The 21,249-nt window shown below is 51.1% G+C and carries 20 protein-coding genes; 9 read left to right on the top strand and 11 right to left on the bottom strand.

The window, feature by feature from the left end:
• Positions 1-1,341, top strand: a complete 1,341-nt coding sequence (locus JQR90_RS04330; RefSeq protein ID WP_010797194.1) for a sigma-54-dependent transcriptional regulator — start codon at positions 1-3, stop codon at positions 1,339-1,341.
• Here the strand turns inward: JQR90_RS04330 and thiO are convergent, their stop codons facing one another.
• Positions 1,342-2,451: a glycine oxidase ThiO gene (gene thiO, locus JQR90_RS04325; protein WP_010797193.1), complete on the bottom strand. Its 1,110-nt coding sequence runs from the start codon at positions 2,449-2,451 to the stop codon at positions 1,342-1,344. It lies immediately after the preceding gene.
• Positions 2,452-2,484: 33 nt separating this feature from the next.
• On the opposite strand from thiO, the gene JQR90_RS04320 reads away from it, so the two are divergent.
• The 7 genes from JQR90_RS04320 to JQR90_RS04290 all read left to right on the top strand — a co-directional run bounded on the left by JQR90_RS04320 (position 2,485) and on the right by JQR90_RS04290 (position 9,995).
• On the top strand, positions 2,485-3,072 hold the full coding sequence (locus JQR90_RS04320; RefSeq protein WP_083603038.1) for a GspH/FimT family pseudopilin: 588 nt from the start codon (positions 2,485-2,487) through the stop codon (positions 3,070-3,072).
• Between the two features lie 115 nt (positions 3,073-3,187).
• The gene (locus JQR90_RS04315; RefSeq protein ID WP_010797191.1) at positions 3,188-3,667 is read left to right on the top strand and encodes a GspH/FimT family pseudopilin; all 480 of its coding nucleotides are present in this window, start codon (positions 3,188-3,190) and stop codon (positions 3,665-3,667) included.
• Complete coding sequence (gene pilV / locus JQR90_RS04310; RefSeq protein ID WP_010797190.1) at positions 3,664-4,125, top strand: type IV pilus modification protein PilV; 462 nt, start codon at positions 3,664-3,666, stop codon at positions 4,123-4,125. Before JQR90_RS04315 ends, pilV begins: the two co-directional genes overlap by 4 nt.
• Complete coding sequence (locus tag JQR90_RS04305) at positions 4,122-5,096, top strand: PilW family protein (protein WP_010797189.1); 975 nt, start codon at positions 4,122-4,124, stop codon at positions 5,094-5,096. Before pilV ends, JQR90_RS04305 begins: the two co-directional genes overlap by 4 nt.
• Complete coding sequence (locus JQR90_RS04300) at positions 5,093-5,566, top strand: pilus assembly PilX family protein (RefSeq protein ID WP_010797188.1); 474 nt, start codon at positions 5,093-5,095, stop codon at positions 5,564-5,566. Before JQR90_RS04305 ends, JQR90_RS04300 begins: the two co-directional genes overlap by 4 nt.
• A gap of 2 nt (positions 5,567-5,568) precedes the next feature.
• The gene (locus tag JQR90_RS04295; RefSeq protein ID WP_434140525.1) at positions 5,569-9,528 is read left to right on the top strand and encodes a pilus assembly protein; all 3,960 of its coding nucleotides are present in this window, start codon (positions 5,569-5,571) and stop codon (positions 9,526-9,528) included.
• A gap of 8 nt (positions 9,529-9,536) precedes the next feature.
• Entirely contained in the window at positions 9,537-9,995 is a 459-nt protein-coding gene (locus JQR90_RS04290) for a type IV pilin protein (protein ID WP_312482355.1), read from the top strand.
• 56 nt (positions 9,996-10,051) lie between these two features.
• Here JQR90_RS04290 and ispH read toward each other — a convergent pair whose 3' ends face one another.
• From ispH to murJ, 6 genes are all read right to left on the bottom strand, one after another.
• Positions 10,052-10,996, bottom strand: a complete 945-nt coding sequence (gene ispH / locus JQR90_RS04285; protein ID WP_010797185.1) for a 4-hydroxy-3-methylbut-2-enyl diphosphate reductase — start codon at positions 10,994-10,996, stop codon at positions 10,052-10,054.
• A gap of 40 nt (positions 10,997-11,036) precedes the next feature.
• Positions 11,037-11,483: an FKBP-type peptidyl-prolyl cis-trans isomerase gene (locus tag JQR90_RS04280; RefSeq protein WP_010797184.1), complete on the bottom strand. Its 447-nt coding sequence runs from the start codon at positions 11,481-11,483 to the stop codon at positions 11,037-11,039.
• Positions 11,476-11,979 (bottom strand): signal peptidase II, encoded by a 504-nt coding sequence (gene lspA / locus JQR90_RS04275; RefSeq protein WP_010797183.1) that lies wholly within the window; start codon positions 11,977-11,979, stop codon positions 11,476-11,478. The genes JQR90_RS04280 and lspA overlap by 8 nt, the downstream gene beginning before the upstream one ends.
• Positions 11,972-14,803 (bottom strand): isoleucine--tRNA ligase, encoded by a 2,832-nt coding sequence (gene ileS, locus JQR90_RS04270; protein WP_286790391.1) that lies wholly within the window; start codon positions 14,801-14,803, stop codon positions 11,972-11,974. Before ileS ends, lspA begins: the two co-directional genes overlap by 8 nt.
• Before the next feature lie 10 nt (positions 14,804-14,813).
• Positions 14,814-15,758: a bifunctional riboflavin kinase/FAD synthetase gene (gene ribF, locus JQR90_RS04265; RefSeq protein ID WP_010797181.1), complete on the bottom strand. Its 945-nt coding sequence runs from the start codon at positions 15,756-15,758 to the stop codon at positions 14,814-14,816.
• Positions 15,759-15,857: 99 nt separating this feature from the next.
• On the bottom strand, positions 15,858-17,396 hold the full coding sequence (gene murJ, locus JQR90_RS04260; RefSeq protein WP_434140522.1) for a murein biosynthesis integral membrane protein MurJ: 1,539 nt from the start codon (positions 17,394-17,396) through the stop codon (positions 15,858-15,860).
• A gap of 236 nt (positions 17,397-17,632) precedes the next feature.
• Between murJ and rpsT the strand changes: the two genes are divergently transcribed.
• Positions 17,633-17,911, top strand: a complete 279-nt coding sequence (gene rpsT / locus JQR90_RS04255; protein ID WP_010797179.1) for a 30S ribosomal protein S20 — start codon at positions 17,633-17,635, stop codon at positions 17,909-17,911.
• A 104-nt stretch (positions 17,912-18,015) separates the two neighbouring features.
• Here the strand turns inward: rpsT and proB are convergent, their stop codons facing one another.
• The 4 genes from proB to rplU form a co-directional block, all read right to left on the bottom strand.
• The gene (gene proB / locus JQR90_RS04250) at positions 18,016-19,134 is read right to left on the bottom strand and encodes a glutamate 5-kinase (protein WP_037030764.1); all 1,119 of its coding nucleotides are present in this window, start codon (positions 19,132-19,134) and stop codon (positions 18,016-18,018) included.
• Positions 19,135-19,144: 10 nt separating this feature from the next.
• The gene (cgtA, locus tag JQR90_RS04245) at positions 19,145-20,371 is read right to left on the bottom strand and encodes an Obg family GTPase CgtA (protein WP_010797177.1); all 1,227 of its coding nucleotides are present in this window, start codon (positions 20,369-20,371) and stop codon (positions 19,145-19,147) included.
• Between the two features lie 107 nt (positions 20,372-20,478).
• Positions 20,479-20,736 (bottom strand): 50S ribosomal protein L27, encoded by a 258-nt coding sequence (gene rpmA, locus JQR90_RS04240; protein WP_010797176.1) that lies wholly within the window; start codon positions 20,734-20,736, stop codon positions 20,479-20,481.
• 23 nt (positions 20,737-20,759) lie between these two features.
• Positions 20,760-21,071 (bottom strand): 50S ribosomal protein L21, encoded by a 312-nt coding sequence (gene rplU / locus JQR90_RS04235; RefSeq protein ID WP_010797175.1) that lies wholly within the window; start codon positions 21,069-21,071, stop codon positions 20,760-20,762.
• Positions 21,072-21,249: the final 178 nt, after the last annotated feature.

Below are 21,249 nucleotides of genomic sequence, written 5' to 3'. Positions count from 1 at the left end.
ATGAATCGACAGAAAGTCCTGATCGTTGATGACGAACCCGATATCCGAGAGCTATTAGAAATTACATTGGGTCGCATGAAGCTCGACACCTTTAGCGCAAAGAACGTGAAAGACGCAAAGGATCTGCTGGCTCGAGAATCCTTTGACTTGTGTCTGACCGACATGCGTCTTCCAGATGGCTCCGGTCTTGACCTTGTGCAATACATCCAGCAGAAATATCCAAATGTTCCTGTAGCCATGATTACCGCTTTTGGAAGTCTGGATACGGCCATCCAGGCATTGAAAGCCGGCGCCTTCGATTACCTGACCAAACCTGTTGATCTTCCTCGGCTCCGGGAGCTTGTAAGCACCGCCTTACGCCTGAGCAGCTCAGCGCCTGCCCCCATCAAGGTGGCAGATCACAGGCTGCTGGGTGACTCACCGCCCATGCGTACGCTACGTGCTCAGATCGGCAAACTCGCTCGCAGCCAGGCGCCCGTCTATATCAGCGGTGAATCCGGCAGCGGTAAAGAGCTGGTCGCCCGACTGATTCACGAGCAAGGCCCTCGTGCGGATCGCCCTTTTATTCCAGTCAACTGTGGCGCTATTCCATCAGAGCTGATGGAAAGCGAGTTTTTTGGTCACAAAAAAGGCAGCTTTACGGGCGCCATTGAAGACAAACAGGGCCTATTCCAGGCCGCCCAGGGCGGTACTTTATTTCTGGATGAAGTCGCCGATCTGCCGCTAGCCATGCAGGTAAAACTGCTTCGTGCCATTCAGGAAAAGGCTGTACGCCCCGTCGGTGGGCAACAGGAAGTAGCACTGGATGTACGGATACTAAGTGCCACACATAAAGATCTGGCCGCTGAAGTAGCCGCTGATCGCTTCCGGCAAGACTTGTTTTATCGCCTCAACGTCATCGAACTTCGTGTCCCTCCGCTACGTGAACGACGCGAAGACATTGCGGAACTGTGCTCGACTATCCTGAAGCGTCTCGCCAAGGAATCACAACAGGATCTGGCCCAGCTGACAGATGATGCTCTCGCCAAACTCAAGAGCTATCGCTTTCCGGGTAATGTTCGCGAGCTGGAGAACATGCTTGAGCGAGCCTATACCCTTTGTGAAGACAACCTGATCAAACCAAGCGATCTGCGCCTTGCAGATACCTCCCAGTCGTCCAGCACTGGCGAAACCAGTCTGGCCAATATCAGTAATCTTGAGGATTATCTGGAGGAGATTGAGCGAAAGCTGATCATGCAAGCGCTTGAGGAGACGCGCTGGAACCGTACAGCTGCCGCTGAACGGCTCGGGCTTTCCTTCCGCTCGATGCGGTATCGCCTGAAAAAGCTGGGCATCGATTGATTACACGTAGCTGATCTCCAGCCGTGAATCCGGCAGATAAGGTGCCGGATCGATGATAGGCGCCTCCCCTGTGATCAGATTAGTCAACAGCTGGCAGGAGGCAGGCGCCAAAACCAAACCGTTACGATAATGACCGCAGTTGAGCCACAAGCCAGGCCGCGCGGATACTGGGCCAATATAGGGAATGCCTTCAGGCGATCCTGGTCGTAGCCCAGCCCAATGAGCGACCATTGGGCTACCTTTCAGTGCAGGCAACAGCTCGATGGCTGAACGCAAAAGACTTTCGTGCGCTGCCTGGGTAGGCTTCTTGTCAAAGCCTGCATGCTCCAATGTACTGCCTAGCAGAATATGCCCATCTCGCCGCGGGATGGCATAGCGCCCTTTAGCCAGCACCATACTGGGCAGAAAATCATCTGCGCATTTGAATAGCATCATCTGGCCCTTAACCGGCTCGACAGGCAAGCTGATGCCAACGCTCTTCAATAACGAGCCGCTCCATGCTCCCGCTGAAACCACAACATGCCTAGACTGGACGGCAATGCCATCTACATAAACACCGGTGACAGCGTCCCCTTCCTGAAGAAATGCCTGCACTTCGCTTCCAGTCTTTATGGTTACGTTGGGCATAGCCGCCAGAGCGGCTTGAAGGGACTTAACCAGCCGCGGGTTTCTGACATTAGCCACATCCGCCATATAAATAGCCTTCTTGAAGCCCTCCCCTAATACCGGAACGTGGGAATAGGCCTCTTGAATAGGTACCGAGGCCAGAGGCCGTTGTTTGTCTTTGGCCCAGGCAAGCGCCTCAGCTTCATCATCAAGATCCAGCCAATACAACCCTGTTACATGGACTTCAGGATCTACACCTGTCCTTTCGAAAAGCTGAGCGCCAAGTTCCGGGTAGAAATCTTGAGACCAGTGCGCCAATGCGGTGACGGGTGCGCTGTAGCGCCAGGGATAAAGCGGAGAAACGATACCTCCGCCGGCCCAGGAGGCCTCCTGACCAAGCTCTGCTCTTTCCAGAAGCAAGACTTTCTGCCCTGCCAAGGCGAGCTGCAAAGTCGAAAGCAGGCCAATAACGCCCCCACCAATGATCGCCACGTCAAAAACCACATCACACCTCAATAACCGCTCAATTGACAAGTAATGCATACAGGAGCAAAAAGCCATCATGCCAGGATGGCTAAACTGACTTCACGTACATGGACGCCGTTAATGAAAGTCTATCAACAAGGCTTCAGCCTTATCGAACTACTTACAACTATCGTTGTTCTTAGCGTTACCATTGGCATCGCCATACCTTCCTTTAGCACGCTTACAGACCGAATAACACAGTACGAAGCTACTAACCGATTAGCTCAGACGCTTTACCGCGCCCGCTTTCAGGCTATAACGCAAAATAGAAGCACAACTGTCTGTCACGAAAGCCAGGGTAGTTGCAGTAGCTCTTTCATCTGGCAAGGAGCGATGCTGGTTTACCAGACTGCAAACCAACACGAGCAGACTGATGAAATACTTAATATCCTATCAAGCGAAAATATACCGACTGGCTACAGTTGGCACTGGTCCGGTTTTCGCGCACGCCCCTTCCTGACCTTCAAGCCTAACGGCGCTACTGATTATCAGAATGGCACCTTTACTCTCTGTCGAAACAGCGAAGCCCTAAAACAGGTGGTGATTAATAAAGCAGGTAGAGTACGGATACAGTCTGCTCCGACTGGTAGCCGATGCTAGTGGAAATGGCTTGGCGACCACACAGATAAAACAATTGACCAGACGTCACCTGTGTTTTTGAGCAACCTGATCTGCAAAGGCATCATGCCGATTATTTCTCTGCAAGGAATCAAGGATGCGTTCCGTACGCGGCTTTACGCTAATCGAGCTCATGGTGACTGTAGCAGTCCTTGCGATTGTACTTACTATTGCAGTGCCATCATTCAGCAACTTAATTCAAAGCTCCCGCACGAACGCCCTCGTTAATGAACTCAACGGCACGCTTCAGATTGCTCGTTCTGAAGCACTAAAACGGCGCAAGAATGTGATTGTCTGCCGTCGTAATGAAGCAGGTACTGCCTGTGATAACGGGACAGACTGGTCTAATGGCTGGTTGATTCGCCAAGTAGGCGGCGATGTGATTCGCGTTTGGGATGCTCAATCATTAACTGTCGAGGCTGATCCTGCCGCTGGATTTACTTTTTTGCCTAATGGAGCAGCTACTGCCGGAGGCAAACTAGTTATTAGCCCGACAAATTGCAAAAAAAATGACGAAAAACCAACGGTGTCTGTTACCTCTACAGGCAGCACAGGCATAGCGTGTAAATCCCAATGAAAAACACTTGCCAAAGAGGCGCTACACTTATTGAAGTCCTAGTTACTGTTTTTATTCTTGCAGTAGGGCTTTTAGGCCTTGCAGGTTTGCAATCAACTAGCATTAAGAGCAACCAAGGCGCTTATTACAGATCACAAGCGACACTCTTAGCTGGGGATATGGCAGATCGCATGCGAGCTAACCGCACAGCGGCCTTAGCAGGAAGTTACAATATAAGTTCTTTTCCCTCTTCCTCCACAACAAACAATACTGCCAACGCAGTACGCGCTGAGAAAGATAAGGCAGAGTGGCTGAACTCACTTGCAAGCCTGCTTCCTGACGGGACAGGAAAAATAGAATACAGCAACAAAATCTTTGTCATCTCCATAAAATGGAACGACAACCGTGCCAGGATTAGAAGCTCTTCAGCCCAAGACACAAATCAAGACTTTATATTCACCTACCGGACCCAGCTATGAGAGTTTTTTTTCAGACCAAGCAAAGTGGTCTGTCATTAGTCGAACTAATGGTGGCAATGGTATTAGGCCTTCTCCTAATTGGCGGCGTTCTACAAATATTCTTGTCAAGTAAAAACACCTATATTACAAACCTTGCCCTTTCTAAAGTACAAGAGTCCGGCCGATTTGCAATGGATTTTTTGACTTTTGACACTCGCAATGCGTCTTACCGAGGCGAGTGCGTTGGAAGTTTAAATAATCTACCCTCACCACTTAATAATGATGAAAGATATATTTTAATATCTGGCATTAAAGGCTGGGATAATAGTGAAGCCGACTCTGCACTACCTAGCTGGTTTCCAGCCTCAAAAAGGTTACCTGGAACAGATATGGTTTTGCTTAAACATGCCGCTAACTCTGCAGGCGTCACATTAGCATCCGCGCCAACTAATGATACGATTACGACAACCACAGCTACAAAACTAGCTTTTGGCACACTTCTAGTTATAGCTGAGCCAGTTGGATGTGACATCTTTCAAAACCAGAAAACTGCAACATCACTATCTATAAGCTCTTCAAACGAATTTCGATACGCTTATAGTCAAAAAGCAGATCTACTTAAATATCAAAGCTCAATCTACTACATTGATAACGGCAGTAGCAACACTCCATCTTTATGGCGAGTTCGTTATGACAACCCTTCAGACATAGTTACCGAAGAGATTGTAGAGGGCATACAAAACATGCAAATAAAATATGCCCAAGGTGACAGCGAAGGAAATATTACTGGAGATTATCTAGACGCCAATAATATTACCGATTGGTCAAGTGTGGTTTCTGTAAAAATAACCCTACTAGCCACTAGCAATGACAGTAATGTTGTTTCACCAAATCAAGTAATAAGATTTAACGGGCAAGACATCACTATTAACAATGGCCGTTTAGCTCAGGTTTTTTCTACCACCGTAGGAATACGGAATCGTCTGCCATGAGAACAGAAATTTTTCCTACTAGAGAGAAAGGCGCTGTTCTTCTCGTCGCTCTTATCGTACTCCTGCTAATGACCATTATTGGTATAAGCAGCATGCGCGTCACGTCATTACAAGAGCGAATGGCGGGAAACATGCGCGATCAAAATCTAGCTTTCCAAGGCGCAGAAACGGCTATGCGCCAAGCCGAAGCATTTGCTTTAAGTAAAGAAGTCAGCTTTTGGCAGAATACCTCTACAGAAAGAAGCTGGCAAAACGTCGATAACCTTACTGGCGTAAGCAAGCCACGGTTCCGAATCACACCCATCCCTGGTGTAACTATTATAAAGCCTGGCGATAGCCTTGAAGCTGGCAAGGCAATTGAAGTTGCTCTAGTAAGAGTAGAAGCAGAAGGTTACGGCGCCGCAGTCGATACTAACGACTCTACGGCAAGCTCAAATGTATTACTCCAATCAACTTTTATCAGGCGCTAAAGATGCTAACGCATAAGGAAATTATCGCCACAATGACTCCCTTAAAAAATAATTACTCAATCTTTAAAAGTCTTGCTTTAGCAACTTTTGCTTCCTTTACAGCAACAGGCGTTCATGCAGAAGTTTCCCAGACACCGCTGTTACTAGGCAGTGGAAACGTTCCTGGAAGCTTAGCATTGGTGCCTTCCGTGGAATGGCCTACTGTTTTGTCCGTTGCAAACCTAGGCAGTTATAGTTCAGCCAATGAGTACTCTGGTTACTTCGATTCTGACAAGTGCTATCTATATAACAAGACCAGCAATGATGGCTGGTTCTATCCAAATGGCTTAGCCACTAACCATAAATGTAATGGTAAGTGGAGCGGAAACTTCTTAAACTGGGCTGCAACGCCGACTATTGATCCCTTCCGCAGCGCGCTAACGGGGGGATTAAGAGCTGTTGACCAAGAAAACCTTACTATTTTGCAAAAGGCGCGTCACAGTGGCCAAAATAGTACAGGCGATAGGACTAACTCAGGTCAAGGAATGATTCCAGCAGCCGAGTTCTCGGGCGCCACACCAGTATCCTCTGGCTGGAATAGCATGTATATCCGTCTAAGTGGTCTAGATACCGACATGGTATTTTCAAATTGGTCGGACAAGCTTGGCGATGATTCAACATCAAGGAGTGAATGGGTCGACTATGACCCAAACAATAGCGCCCAGTTTAACAGTGGCAGGCTCATACCTTCGTATCGCGTCAACGAGAACAGAGGATCACAAGTTAAAAGCGTTTATCGTTTAAGAATTCAGGTAAAAGTATGCGACCCAAGCCCTGCGGCTGGCGGTCTGGAAAGTAACTGTAAGCGCTACTCGTCAACTAACTACAAACCAGAAGGCCTACTTCAGCAATATGCGGATACGCTGCGCTACAGCGTATTTGGCTACCTTAACGACTCCAGCGAGGGACGCGATGGAGGCGTTTTACGAGCCAACCAAAAAGGTATAGGTCCGAAAGATACTGACGGATCAACGAACCCATATGCAGAATGGAATGTCACCACTGGCATTTTAGTAAAAAACCCTAACCCTGCCGATGCTACTAGTACAGGCAATGGTGTTGCTGATAGCGGTGTAATTAATTACTTAAACAAATTTGGCTCAATGCCTTATCAAACAAACCCAACTGCTTATAAAAAACTTAAAAGCCATGACCCTGTCAGTGAGCTTTATTATACAGCTGTAAGATATTATAAAAATCAAAAAAACGTCTCAGCATATAGCGATTTCTCTGGAAAAACCACAGCAGAGCGATACGCAGAAGCAGATGGTTTTCCTGTTATTACAAACTGGCAGGATCCTATTAACTATTCATGCCAAAAAAATGTTATTTTAGGCATTGGCGACACAAACACTCATAGAGATAAAAACCTCCCCGGCCCAACCAGCTCAGTAGATGAAGTTAGCCCTAAGCCACAAGAGGTCGTAGAAGATACGACAGTTAACGTCGTTACCGCCACAGCAAAAGTTGGCAGTCTTGAAGGCGTCAACCTTAAAGAAACGTCGAGTAGCTATACTGGACGTTCTAACTCAGCTTATATAGCAGGCTTAGCTTACGACTCGCATACTGTTGATCTCAGACCCAATATGGGCGGCAAGCAAACACTTTCTACATATTGGGTAGACGTAAGAGAGAACCAGAGTTTGGCGGGGCGTGCGTCGAACCAATACTGGCTTGCCGCTAAATATGGCGGTTTTAAAGTACCATCTAACTTTTCTCCTTATTCAAACGAGACCACCAGCGCCATCATTACAGATGATCTTTGGTGGACAAATGGTGAAAAACTGTCCACTGGAGATAAGCGGCCTGATAACTTTTTCGTAGCAAGCGACGCGGCCAACATGACAGCCAGCTTAAAAACAGCTTTCTCCCAAATTGTTAAAGAGGTTAGAAGCACATCTACGTCTCTTGCTACCAACTCGACTCAGCTTAATACGGAAAGCGCTGTTTTTCAGACTCTCTATAATAGCTCCAACTGGAGTGGAGACCTTCTCGCAAAAACTGTCAGCGGTTCTGGCTCAGTTGCGGCAACGCCAACGTGGAGCGCTGCGTCTAAACTAGATGCGTTAACTAATCTCAGTACACGAAAAATATTCCTATCGAATGGATTTACTGCCAGAGAGCAAGGGGTCTACTCTACATCCATCGGAGGTATAGACTTTTTCTGGAATAATAATCTGGACAATGACGCCAAAACCGCTCTTCAGACACCTAGAGCGAATGGCGTTACTGTAGAAGGTGATACCGGCCAGAATCGCTTAAATTACTTACGTGGCGAGCGAAACCTAGAAAAAACCAAAACGACTCCTTCTAACCCGTTCCGCTCAAGGGGCAGCCGATTGGGCGATATTATTAACTCAGATCCCCAATATGTTTCTAATCAAGATTATGGCTATAACTTACTGACCGGCTCAATGTGGGGCGGTGCAGGCAGTAGCTATTTGAGCTTTCGTCGCAGCACTGACTATATCAATCGTAAGCCCATGGTGGTGGTAGGTACAAATGATGGGATGCTGCATGGATTTGACGCGACCGTTTCGTCAACTGGAGGTAGTGAGCTCTTTGCCTATATACCTCGAAGCATAACAGGTGACTTATATAAGCTTACCGACCCAAATTACTCCCACCAGTATTATGTAGATGGCTCGCCGACGAGCTCTGACGCCTGGATAAACGGTAGCTGGAAAACTATTGTTGTGGGCACAACCGGTGCTGGAGGCAAAAGCGTTTTCGCTTTAGACGCCACCAACCCGGACACTATGTCTGCCAGGAGTGTAATGTGGGAGTTCACCGCACCTGACATGTCTTATCCAGTCCAGAAGCCCTCAGTGGTTGCATTAGCAAATGGAAAATTTGGCGTTATCGTTAGTAGTGGATTTACAAACTCATCCGTTACTAAAGGTCATGTTTGGGTACTTGATGCGGCTAACGGGAATGTGCTGAAAAAATTCACAGTCAATACTACTGGCGGAATGGCACAACCCTTAGCAATCGATATTAATAATGACCGATTAGCGGATCGCATTTACGTAGGCGATACCCAAGGCAATCTTTGGCGATTCGATATAACAGGGGAGGACGTAAGTAAGTGGGATGGTTTTAGAAATGGTAACCAAAACATCATTCCCATTTTCTCGGCACGGGATAGCTCAGGTAGAGTCCAGCCTATTACAGCACCTCTTACAGCCGCTCTTAATACCGATGGCAAACCAATTATTCTATTTGGTACAGGTAGTTTCTACCAAACCGTCGATACTGATCTCTTGCAGAATCAACGCATTGAGTCCTACTACGCCATCATTGACAGAGAGAGTTCGGTTAACCGAACGAACCTAGCTGAACGTAAGATTCTAAAAGAAGTAAACGTAAACGGCCAAAAAGGCCGAATTTTGAGCGAAGCAGCCACTGGGGACATGTCCGGTAAGTCTGGTTGGGTATTAGATCTATTATGGAAGGCCTCTGAGGGTGGATCCAATTCGCTTACTGGTGAACGGGTTGTTTCAGCAGGTGTTTTAAGAAATGGCACCATCACATTCAGTACATTAACACCCTCTGATGATCCCTGTTCAGGCGGGGCCACTAGTTGGGTAATGTCTCTAGACGTATTTACTGGTGCTCGATTGGCGTACAACTATTTTGATTTCAACGGCGACGGGCTTATCAATAATAATGACTATTTCACCGACTCTAATGGAAATAAGATTCCTTTTTCTGGAATTTCCAATCCCGATTTAGGTGCCATAGATACACCTAGCTATTTCAATGGCAATGCTACTAATGAAGCTAGTGACAACGCTACTAATGAAAGTAGTACCGACCTCATCTGTTTTGCGGGGTCCGCAAATGCAGATCAGCCCGTCTGCAGTCCTGCGCCTCCAGGATCAAGAACGTCTGACAGAGTTTCATGGCGAGAAATCAGATGATAAAAGTTATGAGCAAAATGCGATTAGGCAAAGCTGTCCCTCGCCGCACTATTCAGCGTGGTTTTACTTTAATCGAGGTAATGGTAGTAGTTGCTATTATTGGAATACTTGCAGCAATAGCTTATCCGTCTTACACCGAGCATATACGTAAAACAAACAGAACAGCTGCACAAGCTTCTTTAATGGAGCTTGTGCAATTTATGGAAAGAAATTACACCTCAACTGGAATGTATTCCAATTCGGACGGAACAGCTCCGGCTTTACCGTTTACAACCTCTCCAAGAGATGGAAATGCCGTTTACAATCTAGAGCTAAGTTCGGTAACTAAAAGTAGTTTCACACTACAAGCGGTGCCGGTTGCCGGAAAAGTGATGGCAAGTGATCGTTGTGGAACATTAACGATTACAAACACAGGTGTAAGAGGACAAGCAGCGACAGGAACTTCGACTGAGTGTTGGCGACGATAAAACAATAAGTGAAGGAACGACTACCGCCCTTGAGTCTTCAAAGGCGGTTTTAAACATTATATAGCTTTTACTCTAAGCTCCTTCGGCAGCGAGAACGTAATATTCTCTGGCTGCCCTTCAAGCTCAAGGCCCTCGCTTGCGCCCCAGGCTTTCAGCTGGTCAATAACGCCTTTGACCAGAATCTCAGGAGCTGACGCGCCTGCGGTGATACCGATCCGCTCTACCCCACTAAACCACTCCTGCTTGAGATCTTCCGCACCATCAATAAGGTAGGCAGCCGTACCCATACGCTCGGAGAGCTCACGCAGACGGTTGGAATTGGAGCTATTAGGACTTCCAACGACTAGAACGATGTCAGACTCAGTTGCTAGTGTTTTAACCGCGTCCTGGCGGTTCTGAGTGGCGTAGCAAATATCGTCTTTACGTGGGCCGCCAATGTTCGGAAACTTGCCGCGCAAGGCATCGATGACCTTGCTTGTGTCGTCCATAGACAGCGTAGTCTGAGTAACGAAAGCTAGCGAGTCAGGGTTGCGGACCTGAAGCGCCGCAACGTCTTCCTCGTCTTCTACAAGGTAGATCGATCCGCCATTACGCGTATCGTACTGGCCCATAGTGCCCTCTACTTCCGGATGACCTTCATGGCCAATCAGAATGCATTCGCGGCCGTCACGGCTGTATTTGGCTACTTCCATGTGAACCTTGGTCACCAGCGGACAAGTAGCATCGAAGACTTTGAGCCCTCTGCTTTCAGCTTCCTTGCGTACCGCCTGGGAAACGCCATGGGCGCTGAAGATCACGATAACGTCATCAGGCACCTGATCCAGCTCTTCGACAAAAACAGCGCCACGGTTGCGTAGGTTTTCTACGACGAACTTGTTATGCACCACTTCATGTCGGACATAGATCGGCGGGCCAAACACATCAAGCGCGCGATTGACGATATCGATTGCGCGATCAACCCCTGCGCAAAATCCGCGAGGGTTGGCTAATTTGATTTGCATGTTGAATTCCTTTCGCTCAGCGTCTGCTACTGAGCAGGCCTCAATGGGCAACAACCGGCTCAATGGCGATAATTTCGACTTCGAACGTCAACGTGCGCCCAGCAAGCGGGTGGTTGAAGTCTATAATCACCGCATGATCATCGAAGGATTTAACGATGCCGGGCATTTCGCCTCCTGCCGCATCGGTAAAGATAATCAGCAACCCTTCGGACAAGTCCATATTCTCGAAATCGTCTCGAGGCATCTGCTGCAGATTTTGCGGGTTTGGCTGACCAAACCCCTGCTCAGGCAGAATCGTCAGGCTACTACGCGCGCCCTCAGGCAAGCCGAACAACGCTTGCTCGAAGCCAGGCAGGAGATTACCGTCCCCTACCCTGAACGTTGCGGGCGCCTTGTCGAAGGTCGTGTCAACAATATCGCCGTTTTCCAGCTTGATCGCGAAATTGAGCGTTACGCGCGTTTCCGGACCAACCGTTATCTCAGACATGGGCTTCTCCTGTCTTTTTGGTACGGAACATATCCAGGGCAAGCATGATGGCACCTACGGTAATGGCGCTGTCTGCCAGGTTGAAAGCGGGAAACAGATGTTCCCGCCAATGTACAAGGACGAAATCAATAACGTGCCCCAACACGATACGGTCGTACAGGTTACCGATAGCGCCGCCCAGGATCAGCGCCAGGGCAATAGCAATCCAGGTATCGTTGCGTCCCAATCGCTTGAGCCAGACTACCAGGGTAATGCTGACTGCAATGGCAATCGCAGCAAAAAGCCAACGCTGCCAACCGGAATGATCCGCCAGAAAGCTGAACGCTGCGCCTGTGTTATAGGCGAGCGTCCAGCTGAACAGATCAGGAATCACCTCGATGCGCTGATACAGACTGAGCTGCCCTTCAAAATAAGCCTTGCTCAGTTGATCCAACACAACGACGACCACACTCAACCATAACCAGGCCAGACGGCCAAAACGGCCTGCCTCAGGCATAGCGGCGCACCTCACCATTGCCAAAGACGTTACTGACGCAACGGCCACAGATTTCAGGGTGGTTGGGATCAACTCCTACGTCATCACGATGGTGCCAGCAACGGGCACACTTGGTGCTGCCTGATTTGCGAACTAGAAGTTTGAGACCTGCCACCTCGCTCTCTACCGCTTCGTCAGGCGCCTCGTCAAACGTTGCAACCTCGACCCGAGAAGTGATCAGGATAAAGCGCAGGTCTTCACCCAGTTTCTTCAGTACCGCACTCAGCGGGCCGTCAACGAACAGCGTGATTTCTGCCTGAAGGTTGCCGCCGATTGTCTTGGCGTTACGCTGGTTTTCCAGCTCCTTGTTGACAGCAGCCTTGACCGCCATCACCTGATCCCAGAATGCGCGATCAAGCTCAGTGTCAGCTGGCAGTTCGGTCAACTGGTCATACCAGGTATTAAGCATGACAGACTCGTTGCGCTTGCCTGGCAGGTATTGCCAGATTTCCTCGGCAGTGAAGGCCAGGATGGGCGCGATCCAACGAACCAGTGCTTCCGCAATATGGAACATGGCTGTTTGGCAGGAACGGCGAGCACGGCTGTCAGTGCCCGTGGTGTACTGGCGATCCTTGATAATGTCGAGATAGAAGCCACCCAGTTCATGCACACAGAAGTTGTGCACTTTCTGGTACACGTTCCAGAAACGATACTCGTTGTAGGCTTCCTCAAGCTCATGTTGCAACAGGAGCGCGCGATCCACAGCCCAGCGATCAATGGCGATCATGTCTTCCGATGCCAGCAGATGCCGCTCAGGATCGAAGCCGTTCAGGTTGGAAAGGAGGAAACGTGCAGTATTGCGGATACGGCGATAAGAGTCAGCCGAACGCTGCAGGATCTGTTGGGAAACCGCCATTTCACCCGAGTAGTCAGTCGCCGAAACCCATAGGCGCAGAATGTCAGCGCCCAGCGTATCCGTTACCTGCTGCGGTGCAATCACGTTGCCCAGCGACTTGGACATCTTGCGGCCATTCTCATCGACGGTAAACCCGTGCGTGAGCAATGCTTTGTAGGGTGGGTGGTCGTCGATGGCACAACCGGTCAGCAGCGATGAGTGGAACCAACCACGATGCTGGTCGGAGCCTTCCAGATACAGATCAGCAACTGGCCCCTGATCATGGCCCAGCTGATGCGAGCCACGCAGCACATGCCAGTGGGTAGTACCCGAGTCGAACCAGACGTCCAACGTATCGGCGATTTTCTCATATTGGGCGGCTTCATTACCCAGCAACTCGGCGGCATCCAGCTTAAACCACGCCTCGATACCGGCCTGCTCAACGCGCTGAGCAACCTCCTCCATCAATTCTACCGTGCGAGGATGCAGCTCTCCGCTTTCCTTATGCAGGAAGAATGGAATCGGAACACCCCAGGTGCGTTGACGCGAGATACACCAGTCAGGCCGACCGGCAATCATGCCATGCAGACGCGCCTGCCCCCAGGCGGGCACAAACTGGGTCTGCTCGATGCCTGCCAAGGCACGCTCACGAAGGGTGCCGCCCTCTACCGGCTGCTTGTCCATGCCCACAAACCACTGCGCGGTCGCACGGTAGATCAGCGGGGTCTTGTGACGCCAGCAATGCATGTAGCTGTGAGTAATATTCTCGCTGGCCATCAGGCAGCCGACTTCGCGTAGCTTCTCGACAATGGCGGGATTGGCTTTCCAGATAAACTGGCCACCAAAGAAGGGCAACGACTCGACATAAACGCCGTTGCTCTGCACGGGGCTCAGGATGTCATCGTTAGTCATGCCATAGCGCTTGCAGGACCGGAAGTCATCCTCACCGTAAGCAGGCGCACTGTGCACAATACCTGTACCAGCACCCAGCTCAACATAGTCAGCAAGATAAATGGGCGAACGGCGATCGTAGAAAGGATGATTGAAGGCGATCAGCTCCAGCGCTTCACCCTTGGCCGTCGCGATGACCTTTCCTTCCAGCGAGTACCGCTTCAGGCAGCTCTCGACCAGTTCCTCAGCCAGCAGAAGCAGCTTGTCACCCACGTCCACCAGTGCATAGTCAAACTCGGGATGCACATTAAGCGCCTGGTTGGCCGGGATGGTCCAGGGTGTGGTAGTCCAGATGACGATATAGGCTTTCTTGGGCAGCGCTTCCAGGCCGAAGGCAGCAGCAAGCTTGTCATCTTCGGCGCTGGGAAAGGCCACATCGATCGTCATGGACTGCTTGTCCGCGTACTCCACTTCAGCTTCGGCCAATGCAGAACCGCAATCGAAGCACCAGTTGACCGGCTTCAGACCCTTGAATACAAAGCCCTTACGAACCATTTCAGCCAACGCACGGATTTCTCCCGCCTCGTTGGCATAATCCATGGTTTTGTAGGGATTATCCCACTCACCCAACACACCCAAGCGGATGAAGTCGGCTTTCTGCCCTTCTACCTGCTCAGCCGCATAGGCACGGCAGAGTTCGCGGGTTTTGTCGGCTGGCAGATTCTTGCCGTGGGTGATCTCAACCTTGTGTTCGATAGGCAGGCCATGGCAATCCCAGCCGGGAACATAGGGTGCGTCATAACCCGACAGGGTTTTGGAGCGGACAATAATGTCCTTGATGATCTTGTTGACCGCATGACCAATATGAATATTGCCGTTGGCATAGGGCGGGCCATCATGAAGGATGAAGGTAGGACGCCCTTTGCCAATTTCGCGCAGCTTTTGGTAGAGACCAATACCATTCCAGTACTTAAGGGTTTCAGGCTCGCGTTGCGGCAAGCCGGCTTTCATGGGGAAATCGGTAGCTGGAAGGTTAAGCGTGGCTTTGTAATCGGTCATTTCGGGCTCTTCAGATCTCATCAAGCGGTTGGCCCAGCCAATAAGCTCGGGCGGCGGCGACATCGGCATCAATCGCCGCCTTCAATGCCTCCAGAGAGGCGAAACGCTGCTCGTCTCGCAGCTTGCGGTGAAAAACAACAGTCAGATGCTGACCATACAGATCGCCAGCATATTCGAGAAGATGTACTTCAAGATGGGGACGGCCATCGCCTTTTACAGTAGGACGAAGACCAATATTTGCAACGCCTCCCCGGATCTGGCCATGAATATCCACGTTGACCAGATAAACCCCTTTCATAGGTGGCAGACGGCGCTTCAGCTGAACATTAGCAGTAGGCCAGCCTAATTGGCGAGCAAGCTTCTGTCCATGCAGTACACGCCCGGATAAGGTATAGGGGCGTCCCAGCATTCGATTTGCAAGAGACAGATCCCCCGAAGCCAACGCTTCTCGAATGCGCGTACTGCTTATTCTCATGCCATCCAACTCGACCGTAGTAGCGGCCTCAACCGTAAACCCGTTGATCCGCCCTGCATCGACCAGAAAATCAAAGTCGCCGGCACGGTCACAGCCAAAGCGGAAGTCATCTCCGACCTCAAGGTGCTTGATGCCTAATCCTTGGATAAGCACCTGATCGATAAAGGCTCGTGCTGAAAGCTCGCGCAGTCGACGGTTGAAGGCCAGACACACAACACGGTCTACGCCTGCCCTGGATAGTAACTCCAGCTTCTCGCGAAGGCGCGTCAACCGCACTGGAGCTTGTTCAGGCGCAAAGTACTCACGCGGCTGTGGCTCGAATATAACTACACAACTAGGCACTCTGAGCTCTATTGCTCGTTCATGCAGACGAGCCAGAATCGCCTGATGTCCCAGGTGTACTCCGTCGAAATTGCCTATGGTGGCAACACAGCCCTGCGGCAGGGGACTGAGATTATGAAGGCCTCGAACCAGCTGCATAGCACGCGTTCTATTTGCAAATTCTACGATTATACGCACGCTTGCCCGCAGACAACAGGCAGTCACTGACAAGCTTGCCCATGAACATCAAACCATTGGTCATGCCAGCGCTTTTTTCGTGAAGTCTTTGATACGAAATCCAAATGCCGCCAACACGCCAAAATAAGCGATCACTCCAGCAGCAACGACTAGCCCAAGCCGTGAAAAGCGCGCCAGCATATTGCCCTGATCCCATGCGGGCATGACATAAAGCAGCCCTAGAAGTACGGTCGACATGACCACAACCGCAACCACTAGCTTGGTCAGGAACAAGGTCCATCCGGGCTGCGGCTCGAAAAGCTTGTGCTTTCTCAACTGCCAATAAAGAAGACCTGCGTTGATACAGGCGGCCAGCCCGATCGCCAAGGCCAGACCTACATGCTGAAGCGGACCAATAAAGGCCAGGTTCATGAGCTGGGTTACTACCAATGTGAAAATAGCGATCCGAACAGGGGTCTTGATGTTCTGTCGAGCATAAAACCCAGGGGCCAGTACCTTGACCAAAATGATTCCGACCAAACCTACCGAATAGGCGATCAAGGCATGCTGGGTCATTTGTGCATCATGAGCCGTAAAACGACCGTACTGGAACAGGGAAATAGTCAACGGTTCGGACAGAATCGCTAGTGCCAACGAGCACGGCAGAACCAAAAGAAAGCAAAGCCTAAGTCCCCAATCCAAAAGACGGGAGTACTCGTGCCGATCATCCTTAGCATAAGTCTTGGCTAGCGCCGGCAAAAGGATAGTACCGAGCGCAACACCCAGAACACCGGAAGGCAGCTCCATCAAGCGGTCGGCGTAATACATCCATGAAACCGAACCGGCGGCCAGAAAAGAGGCAAAGATGGTGTTGATGATCAGGGAAATCTGGCTAACCGACACTCCGATAATGGCCGGGATCATTTGCCTCAATACCCGCCAGACCCCGCTGTCCCGTAGATTGAGGCGAGGCAGCACAAGCATGCCAATTTTTTTCAAGTGTGGCAGTTGGTACACCAGCTGTAGAAAACCGCCCGCCAGTACAGCCCATCCAAGCACCATGACCGGTGGATCAAAGTATGGCGTCAGGAAGACAGCAAAAAAGATCATGCTGACGTTTAGGAGCGTGGGCACAAACGCCGGGACGGAGAAGCGATTCCACGTGTTGAGCACTGCACCGGCAAGCGATGACAGGGAAATCAACAGAATATACGGAAAGGTTATGCGAAGAAGTGAAGTGGTCAGCGCAAACTTTTCAGGCGTATCGCTAAAGCCAGGGGCGGTAATCCAGATAACCCAGGGCGCAGCTACCATGCCCACCAAGGTCACAATCGCCAAGACCAGCGTCAGCAGGCCTGATACGTAGGCGATAAAGGTTCGGGTCGCCTCTTCTCCGCGCTGGCTCTTATATTCTGCCAGAATCGGGACAAACGCCTGGGAGAATGCGCCCTCTGCAAAGATGCGCCGCAACAGATTCGGCAGCTTGAACGCTACGAAGAAAGCATCAGTGGCGATCCCTGCGCCAAAAATACGTGCTACGATGGTATCGCGAATAAAGCCCAACACCCGGGAAACAAGCGTCATTGAGCTAACCGCAGCTAGCGATTTAAGAAGGTTCATGCGTTTGGATTCTATACATACCGATGACAGGGCCTGTGTATCTCCAAGCCTCAAGAAGATGCCTCATAGGCAAGCCCGCGAGTGTAGGACGATCAAACAGATAAAGCACGTACAGATGCAGTTGTTATCAACCACTCGTCCAGCCGTCTTTATAACCTTGACAATCGATTAACACATCGGCATGATTCGCGGCCTTATTTGCGTGGTACCCCCCCAGTTTTTCGAGGAGCTCGACGGTGGCAAACACACCTTCCGCCAAAAAACGCGCCAAACAGGCTGAGAAGCGTCGCAGCCACAATGCTAGCCTGCGTTCAATGGTTCGTACTTACATCAAGAACGTAGTTAAAGCGATCGACGCTAAAGATCTGGAAAAAGCACAAGCTGCCTACGCCGCTGCAGTACCTGTGATTGATCGCATGGCCGACAAGGGCATCATTCACAAGAACAAGGCTGCTCGTCACAAAGGCCGCCTGAATGCCCATATCAAGGCTATGAGCCAAGCTGCTGCCGCTTAAGGCTTAGCTTGCAATAAAAAACCGGCGAAAGCCGGTTTTTTATTGCCTGCGTTTTCAGGCATAAAAAACGGCGCCCATCGGCGCCGTTTTTTATGCGGGTGACGTTACACCAGCACCATATTGTCTCGATGAACAAGTTCAGGCTCGTAGACATACCCAAGCGCCTGACCAATGAACTCCGAGGACTGCCCCATGATCTTCTGTGCCTCGGCAGCACTGTAATTTACCAGTCCGCGCGCCACTTCATTTCCGTCAGGCCCCACACACGCCACCATCTCACCACGACGGAAACTGCCTTCTATCGCTTTAACACCTACAGGCAAGAGACTCTTATGGTCTTCAGTAAGGGCCTTTACCGCCCCCGCGTCCAGCACCAATGTGCCACGCATTTGAAGATGACCTGCCAGCCATTGCTTGCGAGCCGCCACCAAGCCCCGCTCAGGGGAAAGCAACGTACCCAGCCGCTCACCCTCACGCAACCGGCTCAGTACGCGCTCAATGCGCCCACCTACGATAACCGTACAGGCACCAGAGCGAGCTGCCAAACGAGCCGCACGCAGCTTTGTCTGCATACCACCACGCCCCAACGCCCCTGCAGAGCCACCAGCCACCGCATCCAGCGCAGGATCGTCTGCACGAGCCTCGCTGATTAGCGCGGCTTCAGGATTATGTCGCGGGTCGGCATCGAACATGCCATCACGATCCGTCAGGATAACCAACAGATCCGCTTCAACCAGGTTTGCCACCAGAGCAGCCAATGTATCGTTGTCACCAAAACGGATCTCATCCGTAACGACCGTATCGTTTTCATTGATGACAGGCACCACCCCCAACTCAACCAGGGTTCGAAGGGTGCTTCGAGCATTCAGATAACGCTTTCGGTCGGACAAGTCATCATGGGTAAGCAGCACCTGTGCCGTTTGCACATCATGCTCGGCAAAACTGGACTCCCATGCCTGAACCAAGCCCATTTGACCAACAGCCGCAGCAGCCTGCAACTCGTGAATGGCACTGGGCCGCGAAGCCCAGCCCAATCGACTCATGCCTGCCGCCACTGCGCCAGAGGATACGAGGACAAGCTCAACACCCGCACGATGCAGAGCAACCATCTGCTCGACCCAGCCCGACATGGCACGGCCATCAAGGCAGCGCCCATCATCCGTCAGCAAGGCACTGCCAATCTTTACCACCCAACGCTCGGAGCGAGTCACCCGATCGCGTATCGAAAGCTCTTTATCTGACATAGATGATCTCTGGCCCTTCACCATCGTCTTCGTCATCATCATCGAAGTCATCGTCGAGACTTTCATCATCGACGCTCTTTATGCCAGCACGACGCAGCGCACGCGCATCGTCCAACGCCTGTAGGCGAGCACGGGCCTCATCCTCGATCTGCTGATCCAGCTCCTGCGCCGCCTCAGCAAAGGCTGGATCTTCAGCGATACGCTCGGCACGCTCATCCAGATAACGCATGATAGCCTGACACAACGCTTCGGTGCCGTTACGCTCCAGGGCCGAGATCACAAAGACAGGCCCTTCCCAGTTCAGACGCTCAACGACAGCCTTGACCCGAGCATCACGCTCTTCCTCATCCAGGATCTGGTCAGCCTTGTTCAGAACCAGCCAGCGGTCACGCTCCATCAGCGCCGGACTGAACTTGTTCAACTCATTGAGAATCGTCTCAGCCGCATCAGCCGGATCGCTTTCATCCAGCGGCGCCATATCGACCAGATGCAATAACAGGCGTGTACGAGCCAGGTGCTTGAGGAAGCGAATCCCTAGCCCTGCACCTTCGGAAGCGCCTTCGATCAGACCGGGAATATCCGCCACAACAAAGCTCTTGAGGCGCCCCACACTCACAACACCCAGGTTAGGCACTAACGTTGTAAAGGGGTAATCCGCTACTTTGGGCTTGGCTGCCGACACCGCCCGGATAAATGTACTCTTGCCCGCATTTGGCAGACCAAGCAGACCTACGTCTGCCAAGACCTTCAACTCAAGCTTGAGATCACGCGCCTCACCAGGCTTACCTTTGGTGGTCTGACGGGGAGCACGGTTGGTACTGGACTTGAAGCGCGTGTTACCCAACCCGTGCCAGCCGCCTTGCGCTACACGCAGACGCTGTCCCGGCTGGGTCAGATCGCCAATCACTTCCTGGGTGCCCGCATCGATAACAGTCGTACCTACAGGCACCTGGAGAACCAGATCTTCACCCTTGGCACCCGTACAATCCGTACTGCCACCGTTTTCGCCACGCTGCGCCTGGAAACGGCGGGTGTACCGATAATCCACCAGGGTATTGAGGTTGACGTTGGCCTCCAACCATACAGAGCCACCGTCACCACCATCACCACCGTTCGGCCCACCTTTCTCGATGAACTTTTCCCGGCGGAAACTCATCATGCCATTACCGCCATCGCCGGCTTGCACGTGAATGGAAACTTCGTCGACAAATTTCATTAAAACCTCCCGCCGGAGCGGGCCGACTGAAAATAACTGGAAAAGAATAGAATACAGAAACAAAAAAGCCCCGTCGTTAAGACAGGGCTTTTTCGGTGAATCTGCGCTTAGGCAGCAACGACGCTTACATAGCGACGGCCGAAGGCGCCCTTCACTTCGAACTTGATCACGCCGTCGACTTTAGCGAACAGAGTGTGATCCTTGCCCAGACCAACGCCGTAACCGGGGTGGAACTGAGTACCGCGCTGACGCACGATGATGTTACCTGCTTTAACAACCTGGCCGCCGAACAGCTTCACGCCAAGGCGTTTAGATTCTGAATCGCGACCGTTGCGGGTGGAACCGCCAGCTTTTTTGTGTGCCATGTGTCAATTCTCCGAAAAGGCAATCAGGCCTGAATGCCGGTGATTTTGATTTCAGTGAACCACTGACGGTGGCCCTGACGCTTCATGTGATGCTTACGACGACGGAATTTGATGATGCTGACCTTGTCGTGACGACCCTGAGCAACTACTTCAGCAGTTACTTTGGCGCCATCAACTACCGGCAGACCGATCTTGACGTCATCGCCGTTGCCAACCAGCAGAACGCGATCAAAAGTCACGGTTTCGCCAGTTGCGATGTCGAGCTTCTCGACTTTCAGGAATTCACCTTCGGTGACTTTGTGCTGCTTGCCACCGGTAACGATTACTGCGTACATGGAATATCTCCGTTTAACCTGCTCACCCGGTGCTTTATAAAAAGAGTGATTGACCGGCATGGCTGCATGGGGTGGATAGACGCCCAGGCAATTGCGTAAGACAGGGGGTTAACCCTTGGGATTTCAGGGCCAGCAATTCTACGCAAGAAGGGATAATGTAGCAAGGGCTGCACTACTC

Source organism: Pseudomonas sp. JZ114 (assembly GCF_051027705.1).
GTDB classification, from domain to species: Bacteria; Pseudomonadota; Gammaproteobacteria; order Pseudomonadales; family Pseudomonadaceae; genus Chryseomonas; species Chryseomonas luteola.
This window is presented reverse-complemented; position numbering and strand designations above follow the sequence as displayed.